Annotated in this window: 16 protein-coding genes and 2 tRNA genes; 9 read left to right on the top strand and 9 right to left on the bottom strand. The window is 65.0% G+C overall.

Annotated elements, in window-relative coordinates; translation table 11 throughout:
* Both G452_RS18880 and G452_RS0109765 read right to left on the bottom strand, forming a co-directional pair.
* Window positions 1–849: a DUF429 domain-containing protein gene (locus G452_RS18880; RefSeq protein ID WP_022662076.1), complete on the bottom strand. Its 849-nt coding sequence runs from the start codon at window positions 847–849 to the stop codon at window positions 1–3.
* A gap of 157 nt (window positions 850–1006) precedes the next feature.
* On the bottom strand, window positions 1007–2272 hold the full coding sequence (locus G452_RS0109765; protein ID WP_022662075.1) for a phenylacetate--CoA ligase family protein: 1266 nt from the start codon (window positions 2270–2272) through the stop codon (window positions 1007–1009).
* Between the two features lie 219 nt (window positions 2273–2491).
* Here G452_RS0109765 and G452_RS0109760 point away from each other — a divergent pair.
* Together G452_RS0109760 and G452_RS0109755 are read left to right on the top strand one after the other, a co-directional pair.
* Window positions 2492–2567 (top strand) — tRNA-Lys (locus tag G452_RS0109760).
* Window positions 2568–2577: 10 nt separating this feature from the next.
* A tRNA-Glu gene (locus G452_RS0109755) sits at window positions 2578–2653 on the top strand.
* Window positions 2654–2734: 81 nt separating this feature from the next.
* On the opposite strand, the gene G452_RS18875 is transcribed toward G452_RS0109755, so the two are convergent.
* From G452_RS18875 to G452_RS0109740, 3 genes are all read right to left on the bottom strand, one after another.
* On the bottom strand, window positions 2735–3151 hold the full coding sequence (locus G452_RS18875) for an ASCH domain-containing protein (protein ID WP_022662074.1): 417 nt from the start codon (window positions 3149–3151) through the stop codon (window positions 2735–2737).
* Window positions 3152–3349: 198 nt separating this feature from the next.
* The gene (locus G452_RS0109745) at window positions 3350–4450 is read right to left on the bottom strand and encodes a metallophosphoesterase (RefSeq protein WP_022662073.1); all 1101 of its coding nucleotides are present in this window, start codon (window positions 4448–4450) and stop codon (window positions 3350–3352) included.
* A 9-nt stretch (window positions 4451–4459) separates the two neighbouring features.
* A complete protein-coding gene (locus G452_RS0109740) occupies window positions 4460–5437 on the bottom strand; it encodes a quinone oxidoreductase family protein (protein WP_022662072.1) in 978 nt (325 codons plus the stop codon).
* 324 nt (window positions 5438–5761) lie between these two features.
* Here G452_RS0109740 and G452_RS0109735 point away from each other — a divergent pair, with 324 nt between their 5' ends.
* The 3 genes from G452_RS0109735 to G452_RS18865 all read left to right on the top strand — a co-directional run bounded on the left by G452_RS0109735 (window position 5762) and on the right by G452_RS18865 (window position 12283).
* Window positions 5762–8581 (top strand): FAD-binding and (Fe-S)-binding domain-containing protein, encoded by a 2820-nt coding sequence (locus G452_RS0109735; RefSeq protein ID WP_022662071.1) that lies wholly within the window; start codon window positions 5762–5764, stop codon window positions 8579–8581.
* 322 nt (window positions 8582–8903) lie between these two features.
* A complete protein-coding gene (locus G452_RS20600) occupies window positions 8904–11048 on the top strand; it encodes a bifunctional diguanylate cyclase/phosphodiesterase (RefSeq protein ID WP_051142032.1) in 2145 nt (714 codons plus the stop codon).
* A gap of 92 nt (window positions 11049–11140) precedes the next feature.
* Window positions 11141–12283 carry a GGDEF domain-containing protein gene (locus G452_RS18865; RefSeq protein ID WP_022662069.1) on the top strand — a complete coding sequence of 381 codons (1143 nt, stop codon included), beginning with the start codon at window positions 11141–11143 and terminating at the stop codon, window positions 12281–12283.
* A 176-nt stretch (window positions 12284–12459) separates the two neighbouring features.
* Here G452_RS18865 and G452_RS20595 read toward each other — a convergent pair whose 3' ends face one another.
* The 4 genes from G452_RS20595 to G452_RS0109705 all read right to left on the bottom strand — a co-directional run bounded on the left by G452_RS20595 (window position 12460) and on the right by G452_RS0109705 (window position 17141).
* Entirely contained in the window at window positions 12460–12864 is a 405-nt protein-coding gene (locus tag G452_RS20595; protein ID WP_027189155.1) for a response regulator, read from the bottom strand.
* Window positions 12865–12878: 14 nt separating this feature from the next.
* Window positions 12879–15008: a histidine kinase dimerization/phospho-acceptor domain-containing protein gene (locus G452_RS20590; RefSeq protein ID WP_027189154.1), complete on the bottom strand. Its 2130-nt coding sequence runs from the start codon at window positions 15006–15008 to the stop codon at window positions 12879–12881.
* Between the two features lie 553 nt (window positions 15009–15561).
* Window positions 15562–16113 (bottom strand): hypothetical protein, encoded by a 552-nt coding sequence (locus tag G452_RS0109710; protein WP_022662068.1) that lies wholly within the window; start codon window positions 16111–16113, stop codon window positions 15562–15564.
* A 137-nt stretch (window positions 16114–16250) separates the two neighbouring features.
* Entirely contained in the window at window positions 16251–17141 is an 891-nt protein-coding gene (locus G452_RS0109705) for a LysR substrate-binding domain-containing protein (protein ID WP_027189153.1), read from the bottom strand.
* A gap of 179 nt (window positions 17142–17320) precedes the next feature.
* On the opposite strand from G452_RS0109705, the gene G452_RS0109700 reads away from it, so the two are divergent.
* The 4 genes from G452_RS0109700 to G452_RS0109685 all read left to right on the top strand — a co-directional run bounded on the left by G452_RS0109700 (window position 17321) and on the right by G452_RS0109685 (window position 20479).
* Window positions 17321–17665 (top strand): carboxymuconolactone decarboxylase family protein, encoded by a 345-nt coding sequence (locus G452_RS0109700; RefSeq protein ID WP_022662066.1) that lies wholly within the window; start codon window positions 17321–17323, stop codon window positions 17663–17665.
* 340 nt (window positions 17666–18005) lie between these two features.
* Entirely contained in the window at window positions 18006–18485 is a 480-nt protein-coding gene (locus G452_RS18855; protein WP_022662065.1) for a cereblon family protein, read from the top strand.
* 75 nt (window positions 18486–18560) lie between these two features.
* Window positions 18561–19178, top strand: coding sequence for a YigZ family protein (locus G452_RS0109690; protein WP_022662064.1), 618 nt, complete (start codon window positions 18561–18563; stop codon window positions 19176–19178).
* A 119-nt stretch (window positions 19179–19297) separates the two neighbouring features.
* Window positions 19298–20479: a peptidoglycan-binding domain-containing protein gene (locus G452_RS0109685; RefSeq protein ID WP_022662063.1), complete on the top strand. Its 1182-nt coding sequence runs from the start codon at window positions 19298–19300 to the stop codon at window positions 20477–20479.
* Window positions 20480–20490: the final 11 nt, after the last annotated feature.

Here is a 20490-nt window from a genome sequence, read left to right as displayed (position 1 = left end):
TCATCTCCCTGACGGCCCGGCCTCCGGTGACGGATCGCGGGGCTGGGGCGCCCCGCCCATGCCCGGCGGAACGTGAATGACCATGGGCAGCCCCGCCGCGTCACAAGGCGCGTTCCCGCTCAGCGGGTCCAGGCCCAGCCGGGCCAGCCCGCTCCTCGGCCCCCTGTTCGGCCTCGCGTCTCCCGGCGGTTCGGCCAGGGCGAGGCAGACAGCCAGGACCAGCGCATCCAGAAAATCGTCGTGCGCGCAGAGACCGGCGTAGTTTTTCAACCCCTGCACGATACGGTCTTTGGCCTCCGGGCACAAGCCAAGGAGGGTTTTCAGCCGCTGCTCGCGTCCGGCGCGGGTTTTTTTGGGGTGGGTCGCGGGGGCTCCCAGGAGCGCGGCGAAACACAGCTCCGGATGGCACTCCAGCAGCCGCCCGGAAGCTCCCGGCTCGGCCCGCAGCAGCTCGTCCAGCTCCCGGATGCGCCGGGCGATGTTCCAGGCCTGGATGGACAGGCCGCGCCCCGTGACGGCACGGTTCACGGCGCAGGCCTCGGCATGGTCCCCTGCGGCGAGCGCCTCGCGGCAGGGCGGGGAAAACACGCTGGCACGGCGGGGCCCGAGCAGCCTGCGCGCCTCGGCGTCGCAGCGCCGAACGGGCTCCCCGGCATGGGGCAGGCCCATGGGCATGTCCACGAGCATGGTCGTGTCCCGGTGCGCTCCGAACAGCCCGGCAACGGTCCGGTGCAGCTCGAACCGAAGGCCGTCCGGACCGATCGCCGCGGCCAGCCATCCTCCCCGGCAGCCGTCCACGCCGATGTATGCGCGCCCCTGCGGCGTCTTCAGTCCATGCGGCAACTTCATTCCATGCCCTCCTCAGGTTTCGCGGCCGCCCTGCGCGGGCAGTCGTCGCGGCTCCGTGCGCTTGTTTTCCCACAACGCGGCAGCACAGGGCAATGCAAACGAAAACCCCCTGAAAGAAGGCCTTTCAGGGGGTCGGAGATGCCGTTCGCAGCCGGGACTAATCCCAGGTGCGCTTGTCCTCGATGGGACGGATCTGCGGCGGCAGCGTTCCCGGCGCAAGCACCTTGAGCACGGGGCGCAGCTTGATCTTCTCGCGGAAGGTATGCAGCAGCTCGTCCTCGCGCTTGAAGGAGCCGGACTCGATGTTCAGGACCATCTCGTCCACGCCGCCGGGGTTGGTGACCTCGATCTGCCAGCGCTTGATCTCGTCGAACTGGGCCATGACCTGCTCGACCTGGTGCGGGTAGACGAACATGCCCTTGATGCGGGCCGTGGTGTCCACCCGGCCGACGATGCCGCCGAGGCGGGGGCTGGTGCGCCCGCACTGGCAGGAGCTGCGGTCCAGGTAGCCGAGGTCGCCCGTGGCCAGGCGGATGAGCGGGTAGGTCTTGTTGAAGGCCGTGACCACGATCTCGCCCACTTCGCCGTCCTTGAGCGGGATGCCCGTGTCCGGATGGCAGATTTCCACGAAGGCGCGGTTGCTCAGGTGCAGGCCGGACTTGTGGAAGCACTCGTAGCCGATGCAGCCCACGTCCGCTGTGCCGTAGCCCTGGCGCATGATGCAGTCGAACTTCTTCTCCAGGGTGGTGCGCATCTTCTCGGAGAATTTCTCGCCCGTGACGAAGGCCACTTCCATGAAGAGATCCTTGCGCAGGGAAAGTCCCATCTCCTCGGCCTTCTGGGCCAGGTGCATGAGAAAGCTGGGCGTGCCCACGTATCCGGTGACGCGCAGCTTCTGCATGATCTCGATCTGGCTGGCGGTGCTGGAGGGGCCGGCCGGAATCACGGCGCAGGAAAGCGCCTTGAGCGGCTCCTCGAACATCAGGCCCGCCGGGGCGAGATGGTAGTTGAACGTGATCTGGGTCACGTCGCCGGAGCGGAAGCCGGCGGCATAAAAGCCCTCGGTCCAGCCCCAGTAGTCCTCGGTGCGGTCTTCGGGGTCGAAGATCGGTCCGGGGGAGAGAAACACGCGGCGAAGCTCGCCGAGATCCTTGGTCAGCAGTCCGCCCAGGCGCGGTCCCATGGACTGCAAAAAGATCAGCTCTTTCTTTTTGATGATGGGGATATGCTTGAGGTCGGACAGGGTCTTGAACTTCTCGACGTTGAACTGTGCCCTGTCGAAACGCTTCTTCACGTCCTCCGAATACCGGTAGGCGTAGCTCAGAAGCTCCTTAAGCTGCAGCTGGTAGTATTGCCGCCTTTCGGATTCGTCCAGGACTTCGCGCCTGGAGTAGATGCCTTCGGTGCGGTCTTTTCGGGTCATTCTCATATCTCCCTTTCGACTCAGGAGGGTTTTTTGGGGGTAAATGGGATTTGTTCTATACACCAAGCAATGCCCTATTTCAAGCATTATCTTTTTTCGTCAATCATACTAAAGTATTAGAGATTCGTCGTTTGCTGATTATTTTTCTGAAGTTCGTGCTTGACACGCACAAGGGCAAACGTATATCAAAGCGTTCCCTTAACGGGGCCGTTCCAAAGTGGGCCGTTAACTCAGATGGTAGAGTATCTGCCTTTTAAGCAGAGAGTCATTGGTTCGAGCCCAATACGGCCCACCAGTTAAGCTGTGTCCCCATCGTCTAGTGGCCTAGGACGACGGCCTCTCACGCCGTTAACAGGGGTTCAAATCCCCTTGGGGACGCCACGAGAAATCAGGCGGTTAGATCCAGAATCTAGCCGCCTTTTTTTGCGCCCTTGGCCCTCTTCCCTGTTTCGACCGCGAGGACTAAAGCGGTTTTCCTTTCCAATCCCACGGCTGCAATTGCCCCTTGACCGGAACATTTTCCACCATGCGGGAGCCGGAAAGCACCCATGCCCATTTGCCTGCGCACTCGTCACTCGTGAAATCGCCACAATCTCCATCCATGCAAGCCGGGAAAGCATCGTCTGGCCGCAGTGGTCGGCAGTCAACCATATCCACTATGGCGACGGCACACCCCACGGGCAGCGGCTCCCCGTCGTCGTCGAGTTCAATCGGCCGAGCCGTCGCGCAGATCACCAGCTGGTCCCTGTAGGACCACGGTCGATTGCGCACCTCGATAGTTTTATCACCTTGAGCGATGAGCTGCGCCCATGGCTGGCGTACCGACAAAGCCTTCAGATGTACCTCCCAGCAAAACCGGTTGGTTTCCTCTCCCCCCATTTCAACGCATCGACTCCCAGGAGGGTTGAATCCTGCGCCGCCTTCGTCCCAATTTCTGCCCAAAAGCCGCTTTTTGAGTCTCAAAAGAGCTGACAAAATTCTATCAATTTCCTATTTTTAATTCGTATTACTAGATGATTATGATTTGCATAAGCATGGATACGAATCGGCGTGACCCGCTGCCGCGAATTCGCCCCCTCATCCGGGGTGCAGGGCGATGCGCTGAATCTCGCCCGGCAGCCAGAGCCGCATGCGCGGCCCCCAGGTTCCGGTCCCGCGCGAGACGATCAGGGTCATGGGACCGAGGCGATAGGCGCCCGTGAAATAGCGGAATTGCCGTTTCACGAGATAGCCGAAGGGCCAGATCTGTCCGCCGTGGGTGTGTCCGGCGAGCATCAGCCCGATGCCCTTGGCCTCTGCCAGTTTCGCGCCCACGGGCGCGTGCGAAAGCAGAATGGCGGCTCCTTGGGGACGGCCGTCCAGCGTCCTGGAAAAATATGCCGGAATGTTGCGCTGGTCCCCGCGCGAAGAGAGATTGTCCACCCCGGCCAGGACCAATCCGGGCGCGAGCTGCACGCGGGAGTTGCGCAAAAGGCGCACCCCGGACCGGGCAAAGACCGGTCCGATGTCCATGCCGGGCATGTGCAGGTCGTGGTTTCCCAGCACCCCCCAGACGCCGAGCGGCGCGGAAAGCCCGCGCAGCCCCGCGATCAGATCTTCTCCGGGAACGCCGTGCCCCTCGAAGACGTCTCCCGTGAGCACCACCAGGTCGGGGCGCAGGGCCTCGACCTGCCGGACGCGCGCATCCAGCCATTCCCGGCCCAGCAGCGTACCCAGGTGCAGGTCCGAAAGCGCGACCAGCACGGTGCCGTCCAGTTCCGCGGGCAGCCCCGGCAGGTTCACGTCGTATTCCTCGACCTCGGGCGGCCGGAGTCCCTGGATCAGGGCCAGGCAGGAAAAGGCGATCCCGACCAGGAACGCCGCGCCGCGCAGGGTCGGAGCCCGCCGCCGCAGAAGCAGCCCGAAGCAGGTCGCCGCATCCACGGCAAAGACCGCCACGAACATGAGAAAAAGCATGGCCATCCAGGACATGCTCCAGAGTTCCAGAAACACGCCCAGGGCGCTCGCCGCTTCCGGAGCGAGAAGACGGTCCAGGAAGAAGCAGCCCCAGAGCGCCGCTGCCAGTGCGAACAGAACCGCTCGCGGCACGTGCCGCCGGACAACCGGAATCGAGGACAGCCGCCAGAACAGATAGCCGTGCAAAGCCGTGACCACGAGGGCGAGAATGGTGTGAAACAATGGCTTCGCCTAGACCTGCAATACGGTGCAGCCGCTGGTGCGGCGGGATTCCAGATCCGAGTGGGCCAGTCCCACCTCGCGCAGGGGGTATTCCTGATTGATCTTGGCCTTGACCGCGCCCTGTTCCAGCACTCCGAAGAGATCCTCGGCGTGCGCGAGCAGGTCTTCGCGCTTGCGGGTGTATTCCATCAGGCTGGGCCGGGTCAGGAACAGGGAGCCCTTGGAGGCCAGCAGCCCCGGGCTGAACGGCTCCACGCTGCCGGAGGACTGGCCGAAGGAAACCATCATGCCCATGGGCCGCAGGCAGTCCAGGGACTTGAGGAACGTGGCCTGTCCCACGGAATCGTAGACCGCGTCCACGCCCCGGCCCCGCGTGAACTCCCGCACTCCGGCCACGAAGTCCTCCTCGCGGTAGAGGATGACATGGTCGCAGCCGTTTTCCCTGGCCTGGACGGCCTTTGCCTCGCTGCCCACGGTGCCGATGACCGTTGCGCCGAGGGAATGCGCCCACTGCGTCAGCAGCGTGCCCACGCCCCCGGAGGCCGCGTGCACGAGAATGACGCTCTCCGGACCGACCGGGTAGCAGCCCTTGAGCAGGTAGCGCGCGGTCATGCCCCGGAGCATGACTGAGGCGGCGTCGTGAAAGGAGAGAAAAGCGGGCAGCGGCACGAGGCGGTGCGCCGGGATGAGCCGTTTTTCGGCATACGCGCCCGGAGGCCCGCCCGCATAGGCGACCCGGTCGCCCACCGCGACCTCGGTCACGCCCTCGCCCACGGCCTCGACAACTCCCGCCCCTTCCAGGCCGAGCACGGCAGGCAGTTTCGGCAGGGGGTAAAGCCCTGTCCGCTGATAAATGTCGATGAAATTCACGCCCACGGCCTCGTGAGCCACCAGCGCTTCGCCCGGACCAGGGGTTCCGGGTTCGAAATCCTCCCAGGAGAGCGCTTCCGGCCCGCCTGTGGCGTGCAATACGACCGCCTTGCCCATTGCTGAACTCCTTTGCTCACGTGTTGCGAAAAAACGCGCCCGGCCCTTTGTTGTCCGGACCGTCCGCGCTCTGGCGCGACCATATCACGCGGACGGGGTTCTGTCCCGGACGGGCTGCGCATCCGGGCTGCGCGCGCCTGGACCATTGCGCCAAGACCATTGCGCCGAGAACATCCGCACGAACCATCGCGCACGGACCATTGCGCCGCGCGCGTTACATTTTAACCTGTTTTCCGGGCCGCCGGGTGTACTCGTACCGCGCGCCGTGCTAGGTTTGGTCCTTCTCCGGCCTGTGCGCCGTTTCCCATAACCAAGGAGCAATTCATGCTGCCCGCGCCGTATGATGAAATCTACAAGGAATTGGTCAGGGTCATCCCTGAAGACAGACTCTACACGGACCCGCTCCGCACGCTCGCCTACGGCACGGACGCGAGCTTCTACCGCCTGATCCCGAAGATCGTGGCGGACACGGACCGCGAATCCGAAGTGGTGGAGATCCTGCGCATCGTGAACCGGCACCAGGTTCCCGTGACTTTCCGCGCCGCGGGAACCAGCCTCTCCGGCCAGGCCATCAGCGATTCCATCCTCGTGCGCCTGGGCGACGGCTGGAACCGATATGAAATCCTGGACAACGCGGCCAGGATCGCCCTGGAACCGGGCATCATCGGCAGCCACGCCAACCGGATTCTCGCGCCGCACGGCAAGAAGATCGGCCCGGACCCCGCGAGCATCGACACCTGCAAGATCGGCGGCATCGTGGCCAACAACGCCTCCGGCATGTGCTGCGGCGTGGCGGAAAACTCCTACAAGACCCTCGACTCGCTGCGCATCGTGCTGGCCGACGGCACGCCCCTGGACACCGGGGACGCGGCCAGCCGCGAGGCTTTCGCCAAATCCCACGGAAAGATCCTCGACGGGCTCGCGGACCTGCGGGCGCGCGTGCTGGCCGACGAGGAACTGGCCGGGCTCATCCGCCACAAATTCAAGATCAAGAACACCACGGGCTACAGCCTCAACGCCATCGTGGATTTCGAAGACCCCTTCGAAATCCTCCAGCACCTGCTCGTGGGTTCCGAGGGCACGTTGGCCTTCATTTCCCGCGTAGTCTACCGCACCGTGGTGGAGCACGCGCACAAGGCCTCGGCCCTGATGCGTTTTCCCGACATCCGCAGCGCCTGCCGGGCCGCCACCATCCTGCGCGGGCTGCCCGTGGCCGCCGCCGAGATCATGGACCGCGCGGCCATCGCCTCGGTGGAGGCCAAGCCGGGCATGCCCGAAGGCCTGGCCGGGCTCGGTCCGGACGCCGCGGCCCTGCTCGTGGAAGTGCGCGCCGAAACCGCCGCGGAGCTGCAAACCAAGATCGAGGCCGCCCTGGACCTGGTCAAGGACATCCCCCCGCTGGAGCCGCACCGCTTCACGCCCGTGCCCGCCGAGTACAACGTGCTCTGGAACGTGCGCAAGGGACTCTTCCCGGCCGTGGGCGCCGTGCGCGACGCGGGAACCACGGTCATCATCGAGGACGTGGCCTTCCCCATCGCGGACCTGGCGGACGCCACCCTGGAACTTCAGGAACTCTTCCGCAAGCACGGCTACGACAAGGCCATCATCTTCGGCCACGCCCTGGAAGGAAACCTGCATTTCGTCTTCACGCAGGATTTCAACGTCCAGTCCGAGATCGACCGCTACGCGGCGTTCATGGAGGACGTGACCCACATGGTCGCGGACAAGTACAAGGGTTCGCTCAAGGCCGAGCACGGCACGGGCCGGAACATGGCCCACTTCGTGGAGCTGGAATGGGGCCGCGCCGCCTTCGAGCTGATGCGGGAGGTCAAGAACCTGTTCGACCCCAAGGGGCTGCTCAATCCCGGCGTGATCCTCAACGACGACCCCCAGGCGCATCTCAAGGATCTCAAGCCGCTGCCCAAGGCCGACGACCTCATCGACCGCTGCATCGAGTGCGGCTTCTGCGAGCCCATCTGCCCGTCCAAGTCCCTGACCCTGACCCCCAGGCAGCGCATCGTGGCCTTCCGCGAAATCTCCCGCCAGCGCCAGGGCGGCGCGTCCGAGGAAGCCGTCAAGGCCTTCAAGGAACGCTACGACTACGACGGCGACGCCACCTGCGCCGCGGACGGACTCTGCGCCCTGCGCTGTCCCGTGACCATCGACACGGGCAAGTTCATCAAGCTCTACCGCTCCTGGCAGCACGGCGGGTTCGGCAACCGGCTGGCCTCGGCCGCGGCCGGACAGTTCGCCCTGAGCGCGACAGCGGTGCGCGCGGCCCTGAAGTCCGCCGGAGCCGCGCACGACCTGCTCGGCGACCGGATCATGGACGGGCTCTGCAACGGCCTGCACAAGTATTCCGGCAAGCGGATGCCGCGCTGGAACACCTCCATGCCGCGCGCGGGCAACAGCGCCTGCGAACCTTCCCGGCCCGGCGGCGGGCTGCGCGTGGTCTACTTCCCCAGCTGCATCGCCCGGCACATGGGCCCGGAAAAGCGCGACACGGACAAGAGCACCATCTGCGAACACACCCGCAGCGTCCTGGCCAAGGCCGGATACGAAATCGTGCTCCCGCAGGGGCTGAAGAAGCTCTGCTGCGGCCAGCCCTGGGAATCCAAGGGATTCCTCGAACAGGCCGACGCCAAGCTCGCCGAGTTGGAATGCGCGCTGCGCTCCGCCAGCAACAACGGCGAATTCCCCATCCTCTGCGAAACCAGCCCCTGCCTCTACCGCATGAAGGAGCACATCAAGGGGCTCAAGCTCTACGATCCCATCGAGTTCGCGGTCACCCTCCTGGCGGACAAGCTCGAATACACCCCGGTGAACAAGCGGGTGGCCCTGCACGTCACATGCAGCGCGCGCAAGCTCGGCCTGGCTCCGGCCGCCGAGGAGCTGGCCCGGCGCTGCGCCCGCGAGGTCGTGGTTCCGGAGGAGGTCTTCTGCTGCGGCTTCGCCGGGGACCGGGGCTTCAACTACCCCGAACTCAACGAGGCGGCCCTCAAGGGGCTGCGCAGCCAGATCGAGGGCTGCACCGTGGGCTACTCCACCTCGCGCACCTGCGAGATCGGACTCTCCCTGCACGGCGGCGTGCCCTACAAGAACCTCATGTTCCTGCTGGACGAGGCCAGCTGGCCCAAATCCTGACCGCTTCGGAGCAACCTTCGTCCCTTGTGCGGGACGGCGACCCGTCCGGGGATCGCCGTCCCGTTTTTTTCCCTCGCGCCGGTCTTGCGCACGAAGCGCCGTCAAAAGATTTTCACGTTCCCCGACAGCAATTCAACGGCGTTTTGCAATCCGCATCGACTCATATATTTCCTTGCCGGCAAACGTGCATCGTGCAGCAACGAATTCTTTGACGTACATTCATTTGTTGCTGTAGGTTCATCTTGTGTTTCGCCGTTCATCGGCATCGACAATGGCGTGGAGCGATTTCGGAAACCATCTGCGACTTCGGGACAGGCATTTCATGAGCGAAGAGAACAGGGACGAAGAGCTGCAATCGCTCCGGGCGGAAAACCGCCTGCTTCGCCGCCAGATTCTGGAATTCCAGAACGTCTGCACGGAGTACGGCTCGGACAGCGCCTTGTTTCTTTCCGGCCCCATGGTGCTTTTCAAATGGAGCACCGGACCGGGCTGGCCCGTCAACTACGTCAGCCCCAACGTCCACGAACTGCTGGGCTACACCCAGGACCAGTTTCTTCTGGAGGGCCTGGACTACTCCAGCCTGGTTCACCCGGACGATCTCGACCGCGTGGTTGCCGAAGCGAAGGCCAACATCGCCTCCGCAGCCGCGAGCTTCACCCACGCCCCCTATCGAATCCGGCGCAGCGACGGCAGAGTGCGCTGGCTGCTGGACCACACCGTGATCGTGCCGGATGGGGAAGGCTCCCCGGTCTGGTTCGTGGGCTACATCCTGGACATCACGGACCGGGTCCGCATGGAAGAGAGCCTGCGCCGCAGCGAGGAGCGCTGGCAGTTCGCCCTGGAAGGAAACCGGGACGGCGTCTGGGACTGGAACGTGGGCACGAACGAGGTCTTCTTCTCCCGCCGCTGGAAGGAAATGCTCGGCTACGAGGACCATGAGCTTGCGAGCGCCTTTGAGGAATGGGACAATCGGCTGCACCCGGACGACAGGGATCGCGTCTACGCGGATCTCGACGCGCACATGCGGGGCGAGACGCCCTACTACGAGACAGCGTTCCGGCTGCGGGCCAAAAACGGGCGCTGGGTCTGGATCCAGGCCAGGGCCAAGACCATGGAACGGAGCGCGGAAGGCAGGCCGCTGCGCATCATCGGCACGCACACGGACATCACCCAGGAGAAGCGCGCCGAAGAGGATCTCAAGCGTTCCCAGGCCCGGCTGGCCATGGCCCAGCAACTGGCCAAGCTCGGAAGCTGGGCCTGGAACAAGGACAGCGGAGAAATCTACTGGTCCGAGGAAGTCTTCCGCATTTTCGAGCGCGACCCGGCCCAGGGGCCGCCCGATTACGACGAATACATGTCGTACCAGCATCCGGACGACAAGGCGGACATCGACAAGACCATCGCCCGCTCCCTGGAAACCGAAGGCGAATACGACCTCGAACATCGCATCATGCTGCCGTCGGGCCGGATCAAGTACGTTCACGGAGCCGGACGGGTCGATTACGACCCCAAGGGCCGGCCGGCAGGGCTTTTCGGCACTGTGCAGGACATCACGGAACGCAAGAACGCCGAGCGCGAACTGCAATCCTTTGCCGAGCGCATCGCCCTGGCCTCGGACGCGGGCGGCGTGGGCATCTGGGAATGGAACCTGGTCACGGACGAACTGACCTGGGATCAACGCATGTACGGGCTGTATGCGGTCAAGGCCGACGAATTCAGCGGGCTCTACGAAGCCTGGACAGCCAGATTGCACCCCGACGATCGCGCCATGGCGGAAGACAGCCTCAGAAAGGCCATGAACGCCGACCAGGAATGGCACTGCCGCTTCCGCATCCGCCTTCCGGAAGGCGACGTTCGGCACATCCAGGCGGCGGCAAGGGCCGTCCGCGACGCGCACGGCCGCCTCGACCGCGTGTACGGCATCAATCTGGACATTACGGAGAGCGTCCTCGCGCGAGTCCAACTGGAAAAGCTGGCCCACCACGACAGCCTCACCGGACTGCTCAACCGGGGACGGTTCATGGAATTGGCGGCGCTGGAGTTGGAACGGGTGCGCCGCTACCCGCATCGCGTATCCCTGATCATGTTCGATGCGGACCGCTTCAAGGTCGTGAACGACACCCACGGCCACGGCGTGGGCGACTTGGTCCTGAAGCGCATCGCTGCCACCACCAGCGCAATCCTGCGCGACGTGGACATCCTCGGCAGGCTCGGCGGCGAGGAATTCGCCGTGCTGCTTCCGGAGACCGACCTGGAGGGGGCGCTGCTCGTGGCCGAGCGCATCCGCGCGGCCATCGAGGCCGATTCCGTCGCCCTGGAGCAGGGAGGCCGGGTACGCTTCACCGTGAGCCTGGGCGTCGCCGCCCACAGCCCGGAGAACCTCCCCCTCGACAACCTGCTCCAGGCCGCGGACAAGGCGCTCTACAAGGCCAAGGAGAACGGGCGCAACCGCGTGGAGCGCAGCTGATCGCCGCCCCCCGGCACGAAGGCGGATTCTCTTGCATTGTTCTCTCGTGGGATAACTGATAAGCGCCTCTCGAAGAGAGGTAATCACGTCTCATGAGCGGATTCAACCACCTGGGCGAATTCACCGACGCCGCGCTGGAACGGGACTTCCTCGCCGAGGACTGGGTTCCGGCCAGAAAGAGAATGCGCTTCATCTGCCTCGTGACCAGCGTTCTCTATTTGTTCGCGGCCCTCGCGGACTACGGCGAACTCGGCCCGGGTCCGGCGTTCCGCCTGCTCCTTTGCGCCCGCAGCGGCGTCTTCCTCTTCGGGCTTGTCTGCTACGGTTTTTTGTGCCGGCGCGAGAAGCCGAACCATTACCAGAACGTCCTGCTCTGCGGCTACATGTCCGCGATCATGGCCTGCGAATGCCTGGAACTGGGCCTCAAGGCCTCCTACGCCGGCCCCATGAGCATCCCCGGCACGGTCTTCATCGTCCTGGCCTACTATCTCTTCATCCCTCCCCGGCTCTTCGTTCCCCTTGTGGCGGGCGTCGGGGGGACCGTCGCCTATCTGACCACGCTTTTCCTGGCCACCCCCGCCCCGGCTTCCAGCGCGCTCTCCACGGCCTTGTTTTTTGCCCTCGCCAATCTTTTCGGCATCTACTACATGGTCAATTTCGGACGCTCCCGGCGGCGCGAATTCCAGTCCATGCGCCAGCTCCGGGAGCAGGCCGACTTCGACGACCTCACCGGCGTCTGCAACCGCAGACGCACGCTGGAAGCAGGGGAAGCCCTCTTCGTGAGCGCGCGGCGCTACGAAACCCCCTTCTCCGTTCTGATGCTCGACGTGGACAGGTTCAAGCAGATCAACGACCGCTACGGCCACGCCGCCGGGGACGCGGTCCTGCGGGAACTGGCGACGCGCTGCCGCAACCATCTTCGCGAAGTGGACGTATTCGGCCGTCTCGGCGGCGAGGAATTCGCCGCGCTGCTGCCCCATTCCGGGCTGGTCCAGGCTCGGACCGTGGCCGAGAGGATTCGTTCCGCCGTTTGCACGGAACCTTTCATGGACGGCAAGACCAGGATTCAGGCGACCGTGAGCATCGGAGTGCAGACCATGATTCCGGAAGAAGACGAGCGCTTCAGCAGTCTGCTTCGCCGGGCGGACAACGAACTCTACCAGGCCAAGCAGAGCGGGAGAAACCGCGTCTTCCCTCCGGCGGGCGACGCTTCCGGCCCCGCGTCCAAGAACTGAGGCGGCAAGGGTCCGCGCCTGCCGCGTGTTGGTTTCGGATGCGCGCCTTGCACGCGCAGACCGCGCGCAGAGCGGACACGCAATCCGGTTGCCTGGACCTCCCGTGCGGACATGGCGCGCAGGCATGGCGCGCAGACATGAACGGCCAGCGCGCCCGCCTCGCGAGGCAAGCGCGCTCAGGCCTCGGTCTGGTCCGCCGCCGCCACCACGCGACGCATGACTTCCAGCAGCTCTCCCAATTCCACGGGCTTGGAAAGATACCCGCTCATGCCTTCGGCCAGAAACTTCTCCCTGTCGCCGACCATGGCGTGGGCGGTCAGCGCCACGATGGGAACCTTGGAATGGGCCGCGTACTTCTCGTCATAGCGGATGCGGCGCGTGGCTTCGATGCCGTCCATCCTGGGCATGCGGATGTCCATGAGCACCACGTCGTACTCCTCTTCCAACAAACGCTTCAGCGCCTCGGCCCCGTCGGGCACGGCGTCCACCACATGGCCGTTGTGCTCCAGCAGCTTTCGGACCGTGATGCTGTTCACTTCGTCGTCTTCGGCCAAGAGTACCCGCATCTTCTTCATTTCCATATTCATCTCCGTTTTCAGGCGGCGCGGCGAAGGCGCAGCACGCAGCCCACGTCGGTACCCGCGCCCGGTTCGCTCGCTATGCAAAGGCTGCCGTCCATGAGCCGCACGAGCCGCACGACCACCGCGAGGCCCAGTCCGGCACCTTCATACTTTCTCTGATAGGAGACCTCACCGGGGACAAAGGTTGTGAGCAAGTTGCCCACCTGCTCTTCTTCCATGCCGATCCCGTCGTCTCCAACAAGCACCAACAGCGCGACCTCGCCGTCCCGGCCGTTCGTCCCAGCCCGCATCCAGACACGCACGACGCCGCCCTGATGCGTGAATTTCACGGCGTTGCCCACGAGGTTCAGCAAAATCTGGCGAAGCCGCGTCGCGTCGCCGAGAAGGCTCGGCGGCACGCTGTCGTGGCAATCCGTGGTCAACCGCAAGCCCTTGTCCTCGACCGAGGGCTCGAACAAGGCTCGCACCGATTCCAGGACGGACCGGGGATCAAAAGGTTCCGAAGCCAATTCCAGCCGCCCGGACTCGATGCTCGAAAGATCGAGAATGTCGCTGAGCAGCCGGGTCAGCCGCCGGGTGGACGTGATGGCCTTTTCCACGAAGGACTGCTGCTCGCTGTCCAGCGTCGTGGTCTGCATAATCTGGAGCATGCCCTGGATGCCGTTCAGGGGGGTGCGGATCTCGTGGCTCATGTTCGCCAGGAACTCGCTCTTGGCCTGGTTGGCGGCCTCTGCCGCCTCCTTGGCGCGGATCAGATCCTGCTCGGCCAGCTTGCTCTCCGTGACGTTCTCCACCTGGGAGAGAATCGAGACCACCTCGCCGTCCGTATTCCGCAGCACCGAGTTGTACCAGCGACAATAGACCACCTCGCCGTTCTTGTCGTAGTTGCGGATTTCGCTGACGGTCTGGGTCTTGTCCCCCGAAAGCAGGTCGCTCGCCTCGGCCCGGACCCTGGGAAGATCATCCTCGTGGACGAATCTCCACTCTTCCAGAGAACGGCCCAGCACTTCTTCCAGGCGCCAGCCGAAGATGGCCTCGGCCTGGGGGGACCAGCCCGTGACCCGCCCCCGGTGGTTCCATTCGACCACGGCCAGCGGGGAGTTGTGCACGTGGAAGGTGATGCGTTCCAGGGCGGCGCTCAGCTTCTCCTGGTTCATGCGCAGGGTTGTTTCCGCCCGCTTGAGGCGTTCATAGTCCTCGCGGATGGTCAGGGTCTGCCGCCGGACCGTTTCCCGCAGGGACCGCAACAGCAGCCAGAGCCCGCCCGCTCCCATGAGGACAAGGACCGCAAGGGCCCAGAGCAGCCGGACGCTGCGCTCGCTGAGGTGGACATACCCGGCCTCCGGGTAGACCCATCTGCGAAAGAGTTCCCTGTGCCGCGCTTCCGGGATGCTCGCCGTGGCCTTTTCCAGAATCCCGAACAAGACCGAATCGCTGCGGGAGCAGGCCGCCGAAAGGTAGTTCATATAGCCGCTCGCGCCCGCGATCCGCAGTCCCGTCAGCCCTTCCGTCTCGATGATGTAGGACGCATAGGCCTGGTTCAGGATCATGGCCACGCTCTTGCCCGTGGCGACGGCCCGCAGTCCTTCCAGATTGTCGTCGACCTCATGGATGCGGACGGCAGGATGGTTCTCCCGCAGATAATCGTTCACGGCGTAATTGCGCACCGTGCAGACGCTCTTGCCTGCAAGGTCCGCAATCCCGTGCACCTCGGAGGAATCCTGGGTGACGATGGTGTAGGGAATTCTCACGAACGGCGGGGTGAACTGCAAATAGCTCTTCCTGTCCCCGGTCTCGGCGATCCCGACCACGATGAATCCGCTGTGGGTCTTGGAATACTCGATCAACTCGCTCCAGGTCTTGAAATTGCGGAACCGTATCCTGATGCCCATGTTCCGCTCGATTTCACGGAAATAGTCCACCATCAGCCCCACGTACCGGCCCTTGTCATCCGTGAAGGCGTTGGGCGGAGCCTGGTATCCGAAGAGCACCTCGATATTTTCGGCATGGTCCTTGAGCCAGGCGACCTCTTCCTGCGAGTATTCCGGCAGTTCCGAGCCCTCCTGCGAATACAGCTGGATGACGAGCAGCACGCCCGCCGCGACAAGCGTCAGCAGGAGGAGAAGGATATTCAATTTCTTCATGCTGTTCGGCACAGAAAAACTCCAACGATCCGGCAACAAGGGGTGCGAGATTCGCCCGGCTTTCCCAGAGGTACACCGCAGCATCCATCATATACCCTGTATTCCCGGTCGATACAACCTGGTGCGGTTATTTCTCCATCATCCGATTTGCGCACGCAGCCACGCCGGAGGAACGCGGGCCGACAACGCCGCCCCAGACGCGGCGCGATTCCGGACGGCAAGCATCCCATGAACCACCTGGCAACAACCGCGACTTTGCCGGGAGCCGCTTCACGCAACGTTTTGGATCGTTCCAAGACCACCGCGCAGGATATGCGCAAGGCTCCGTCTCTCCAGATGTTTACAATTTGATTCCAATTTGACTTGTTATTGTCCACCATAACGTAATCAAAACACCTCAACCCAATTCCGATTCGATTCGACCCGTTTCGGCGCGCGCAACGGCAAGCCCTGCGGACGCCTCCGCGGTGGAACGAAAAAGGCGGCGCCCGGAGTGGTTCCGGACGCCGCCTGGATACGACGTAATCAGGCCGCTCGCGGCCCAGGCGTCAGCCTATTTGAAGGAGCGGGCAAAGAGGTCCGCGATGGCCTTCTTGCCGTTTTCCTCCAGGAAGCGGGTGCCCATGCCGGAAAAATGCGCATGGGAAATGACCGGGTCGGCCACTTCGACCCATTTCTCCTCCTTCCAGGCGAACCATGCGTTCTTGGCCTGGCTGAAGACGAAAAGCGGCTTGTTGCAGATCTTGGCGTACTCCGCGCCCCAGCCTGTGCCGCCCTTGACCGTGCCGTCGTCCTGCACCGTGCCGATGACGAAGATCTCGTGCCCGGCCTCGACCTGATACATGATGGTCTGGAGCACCTTGCGCATCAGCGTGGCGTTGGTGAACTTGCGGTTCAGGAGCTTGGAAACGTAGGAAAGGCTCACGTCCTTGCGGACGAGCTCTTCCTGGGTCAGGACGCGCAGACCGCGCGTGTGCTCGATTTTGTGACCCTCAAAGGTGAAGTTGACTTCTTCGACACCGTATTTTTCGGCCATGCGGCCGAATTCGGCTTCCGCGCCCTGGGCGCCGCCGCTGTAAAGAGTGCTGTTCATGGCCTTTGTCATGGACTCTCCTTGATCGGTTGAGCATGGAATCGTGACGGGCCTTCCCGCCGGAAACTTCATAATGCCCTGCATCGGCCCGCAAGGCAATGCCCGAAGCCGTATTCGGCCGTAAAAACGCGCACTGGGCGAAAACGGGTTCAACCCAGATCGGCAAACGCCTCGGCCAGCAAATCCGCGAGCAGCGCCGCGGCCGGGCTGCCTGCTCCGCCCCGGCAGCAGTGCAGGGTCACATCGACATCCACCAGGGCGGGCAGCTCCTCGTCCTCCTTCAACAGCCGGCAATCCGGGGCCGCGAGGGATCGGGGCACCGGAGCCACGCCCAGCCCGGCGCGGACGGCGGCCAGCGCCCCGGAAAGACTGGGAGTGGAAAATGCGGCCCGCCAGGGAATGCCTGCCGCGTCCAGGGCGCTTTCCGCGGCGCGGCGGTACGGGCAGCCCTGATGAAACACCGCCAGAGGCAGGGGGCGGGTCAGGTGCGTGTCGAACCCGCGTCCCACGGCCCAGGCCAGGGGAGCGCGATGGATGGCTCTTCCGCCGGATTCCGTGCGGGCGGCTCCGTCCGTGCCCGTGGCCAGGGTCAGGTCCAGCCTCCCGGCGGCCAGCGATTCCAGCAGGCGCGGGGTGGCTTCGCAGTGCAGCTCCACGAGCACGCGCGGATGCGCCCTGGCGAACCGGGCCAGAGCCTGCGCCAGGGGCGCCCCGGCAAAATCCTCGGGCGCTCCGAGACGCACGGTTCCGGCCACATCCGGCTTGACCAGGGCGGCCAGGGCCTCGTCGTGCAGGCCGAGCAGCCTGCGGGCGTAGCCGAGCAACAGCTCCCCTGCCTGGGTCGGGCGAACGCCGCGTCCTTCCCGGTGAAACAGCTCCTGTCCCAGTTCCGACTCCAGCCGCTTGATCTGCATGCTCACGGCGGCCTGGGTCCGGTGCACGATCCGTCCCGCGGACGTGAAGCCGCCGGTTTCCGCCGCGACAACAAAAGTGCGCAGGTGATCCAGGGGCAGTTGCAACCCGGTCTTGTCATTAGCCATGCTTATGTATCGCATAAAATCAATTCGTTTGTCTAATTATTTCCAGCGGTGCATCCTTTCTCCCGTCCAGGGCCGAACACGGAAGAACAGTACTTCCGCGCAGCCGCGCCCGCGTGAATCCGTGCGGATTCCACGCGCCGGGACATTTGGGAAAACACATAAAAACAACGGAGTGGAACATGCCGGAATCGCAGTTGGAGCTGTTTAAAGAAATTCATGAGAATTACGTGGTCTTTGGGGAGCATCAGCCGGAAGTCGCGCAAGGCTCTGCGGACCTCGCGGCCGAGGTCTACAAGGACGGAGAATTGCGCGGCCGCGACAAGCGGCTCATGGCCCTTTGCGCGGCCCTGGTTTCGGGCTGCCGGGCCTGCATTCTCTTCCAGACCCGCCAGGCCCTCGAACTGGGCGTGAGCGCGGCGGAAATACTGGAAACCTGCGGAGTGGCCGTCAGCCTGGGGGGAACCATGGCCGCAGGGGAGTCCTGCCGGGTGGTCGCCTACCTGCGCGAGCGCGAGCTGATCTGACGAGACGCTTCCGGACGGTGGGCGGACGCCCGCCGACCGTCCCGGAGCAACTGCCCGCCGACCGTCCCGGAGCACTTGCCCGCCGACCGTCCCGGAGCGGACGCTTGCCCCTTGTTCGGCTTTGGATGCGGCCACGGCGGCATTCCGGCAACGCCGCTGTCCGGCTGCGGGCAACAGGTGCGGAATGCCGGGCAATGAACGCAAAATTCCCGAACATGACGGCCTGAATTCCCGTACGCCGCCGTTCTTGTCCGGGCGGCCCTGCCCGCGCCACGGATCGTCGCGGGTTTATCACGTCCGGCTTCTTTCCAGGGGAGCGTGCCTGCGCTATGCAGGAGCCATGCAGCCGCCTAGCACGCCCCTTTGGCCCCCTTGCGGGAGTCCCGGACTCGACCTCAAGCCCCGAACGGACAAGACGCGTTCCCAGGTCCGGCCCGGCAGCGCTCCCGACGGCAGACCGGGCAGCAGACCGGGCAGCGAAACCGGGGACCGGTCCGGCCGCGTCCTGGTCTGCCGCGACTGCGCCCGGCCCATCACCCGCCCGGAAGCGCGCACCGTGGTCGAAGGCAAGCATGTGCACGTCTTCTGCAACCCCACGGGCGTGGTCTACGAGGTGGCCTGCTTCGCTTTCGCGTCCGGCCTGACGCCCGAAGGCGGAATCTATGCGGAGTTCAGCTGGTTTCCGGGCCACTCCTGGCAGATCGTGAACTGCTCCGGTTGCGGCGCGCACCTCGGCTGGCGTTTCACGTCCCGTTCCGGCAGCGGGTTTCACGGCCTGCTGCCCGCGATGCTCCGCGAGCAAAGCGCCGATCCGCAATAACTTTCAATCATTTGCATCGTCGGCGATATTTCCGGGAGCATTGACCCCTCCCCGCAGGCCCGCTACACCCCGGACATGCACGCGCGCCACCCCATTCCCGCCCGGATTTGCCGGGTCGAGGAGACCATTCGCCGCAGCCGCTTCATCGCCACTGCGGGCCACGCCCCGGACACGGACGCGGCCAGGGCTTTCGTGGCGAGGGTCAAGGAGGAATTCCCGGACGCCGCCCACAATTGCTGGGCCTTTGTGGCGGGACCGCCGGGCAGCACGGCGCGCATGGGCCAGAGCGACGACGGCGAACCCCACGGAACCGCCGGACGGCCCATGCTCAACGCCCTGCTCCATTCCGGCGTGGGCGAGATCGCCGTGGTCGTCACCCGCTACTTCGGCGGGGTCAAGCTCGGTACGGGCGGACTGGTGCGGGCCTACGGCGACATGGCCCGGCTGGCGCTGGAGAGCCTGCCCCTGCGCGAAAAGGTCGAGCGCATCCGTCTGGACGCGCTCCTGGCCTACGAGCACGTGGACGGTTTCCGCCGCCTGCTGCCCGTCTTCGAGGCCGAGGTCGTTTCCGAGGAATTCGCGGCGGACGCGGCCTTCGCGCTGCGGCTCCCGCGCGAGCATGAAGCCGGGCTGCGCCGGGCCGTCGCGGACCTGACAGGCGGCCTGGCCCTGCTGGAACCAGGCCAGGACTGACCAAGGCGACGCCCCCGCCCCCCCTTCCTCAAGACTGAACCATTGACCTTTTTCGCTTCGCGCGGGTATGCAGAAATGGCCCCCTGCCCTAGTTTGCGACCCCAGCAAGGAGGTTCGTCGTGCTGCGTCGGCATACCTTTATTCTCGCCCTGGCGATCCTCGCGGCCCTGCTTCCGCTGCGGGCCATGCTGCATAGCCCTGCCGCTTCGGCCCAGACGCCTCCCCCCGCCACCCAAAGTGCGGAGCAGGCCAGGGAGCTGCGCAACAAGGGCTTCTCCCTGATGCGCGCGGACCGCACCCAGGAAGCCCTGGACGCCTACCGGGACAGCCTGCGCCACGAGGACGACGAAACCGTGCGCGCCATTGTCCGAAAGCTCGAAGCGCAACTGGAAAAGGCCAAGACCGCCCCGGCCCCGGAGCAGTCGCCCGCCCCTCGCCCGCCCGCCCCGAACATGGCCGAACCGAACATGGCAGCGCCGAAAGCCCCTCCGGCAGGGGACGCGAACCTGGAAACGGCGCGGGAGCTGCGCCGACAGGCCTTTACGCTTTCTTCCCAGGGCCGGACCGGAGAGGCGGCTGAGCTGTATCGGCAAAGCCTGCGCTACGAGGATTCCCCCCAGGTGCGCATGATCCTCTCGCGCATGGAGCAGGCCGAAGCGCGCAAGGCTCAGGCCCGCGACCAGGAACGCAGGCAGCGCGAACTGTCGGATCGCCACGCTCCGGGCATGACCGCCGCGCAGATTCACGACGCGCAGGCCGGGCTCGCCTCCCTGGGCTACGACCCCGGCCCGGCGGACGGGATCATGGGCGAGCGGACCGTGCAGGCCCTGCGCGATTTCCAGCGCAACCAGGGGCTGGCCCAGGACGGCGTGCTTAGCATCCTCCTGGCCGCCAAGATCCAGGAGGCCCCGGTCCGCACCGCCCAGGCCCAAGCCGCCCCCAATCCGCCGGGACCGCCCCCCGCCCCGGCCCCCGCTCCTCCGGCCTCCGCCCTGCCCGCTCCGGGTGCGCCGCCCGCCCCAGCATCCGCGCCGCCCGTGGCCGCCCCCGCGCCTCCGTCCGCGATTCCCGCGGATTGCGAGCAGGGCGAAGCCGCGCTCACCGCCGAGATCGAGCGGCTCATGTCCCAGTCGGATAGCCTGGGAATCTGCATGTCCGCGAAGGAATACCAGCGGGTCATGCGCGAATCCGCGGCCCTGATGCGGCGCTGCCCGCAGATGGACCCGGACGGCGCCCAGGCCCGCGAGTACGACCGCGTGGCCAAGGACACGCAGCAGACCATCGACGCCAGTTGCCAATAGGCGTCCGTTTT

Source organism: Paucidesulfovibrio longus DSM 6739, from assembly GCF_000420485.1.
Classification (GTDB): Bacteria; Desulfobacterota; Desulfovibrionia; order Desulfovibrionales; family Desulfovibrionaceae; genus Paucidesulfovibrio; species Paucidesulfovibrio longus.
Note: the sequence above shows the minus strand (reverse complement) of the source record. Positions and strands in the feature narration are given on the sequence as shown.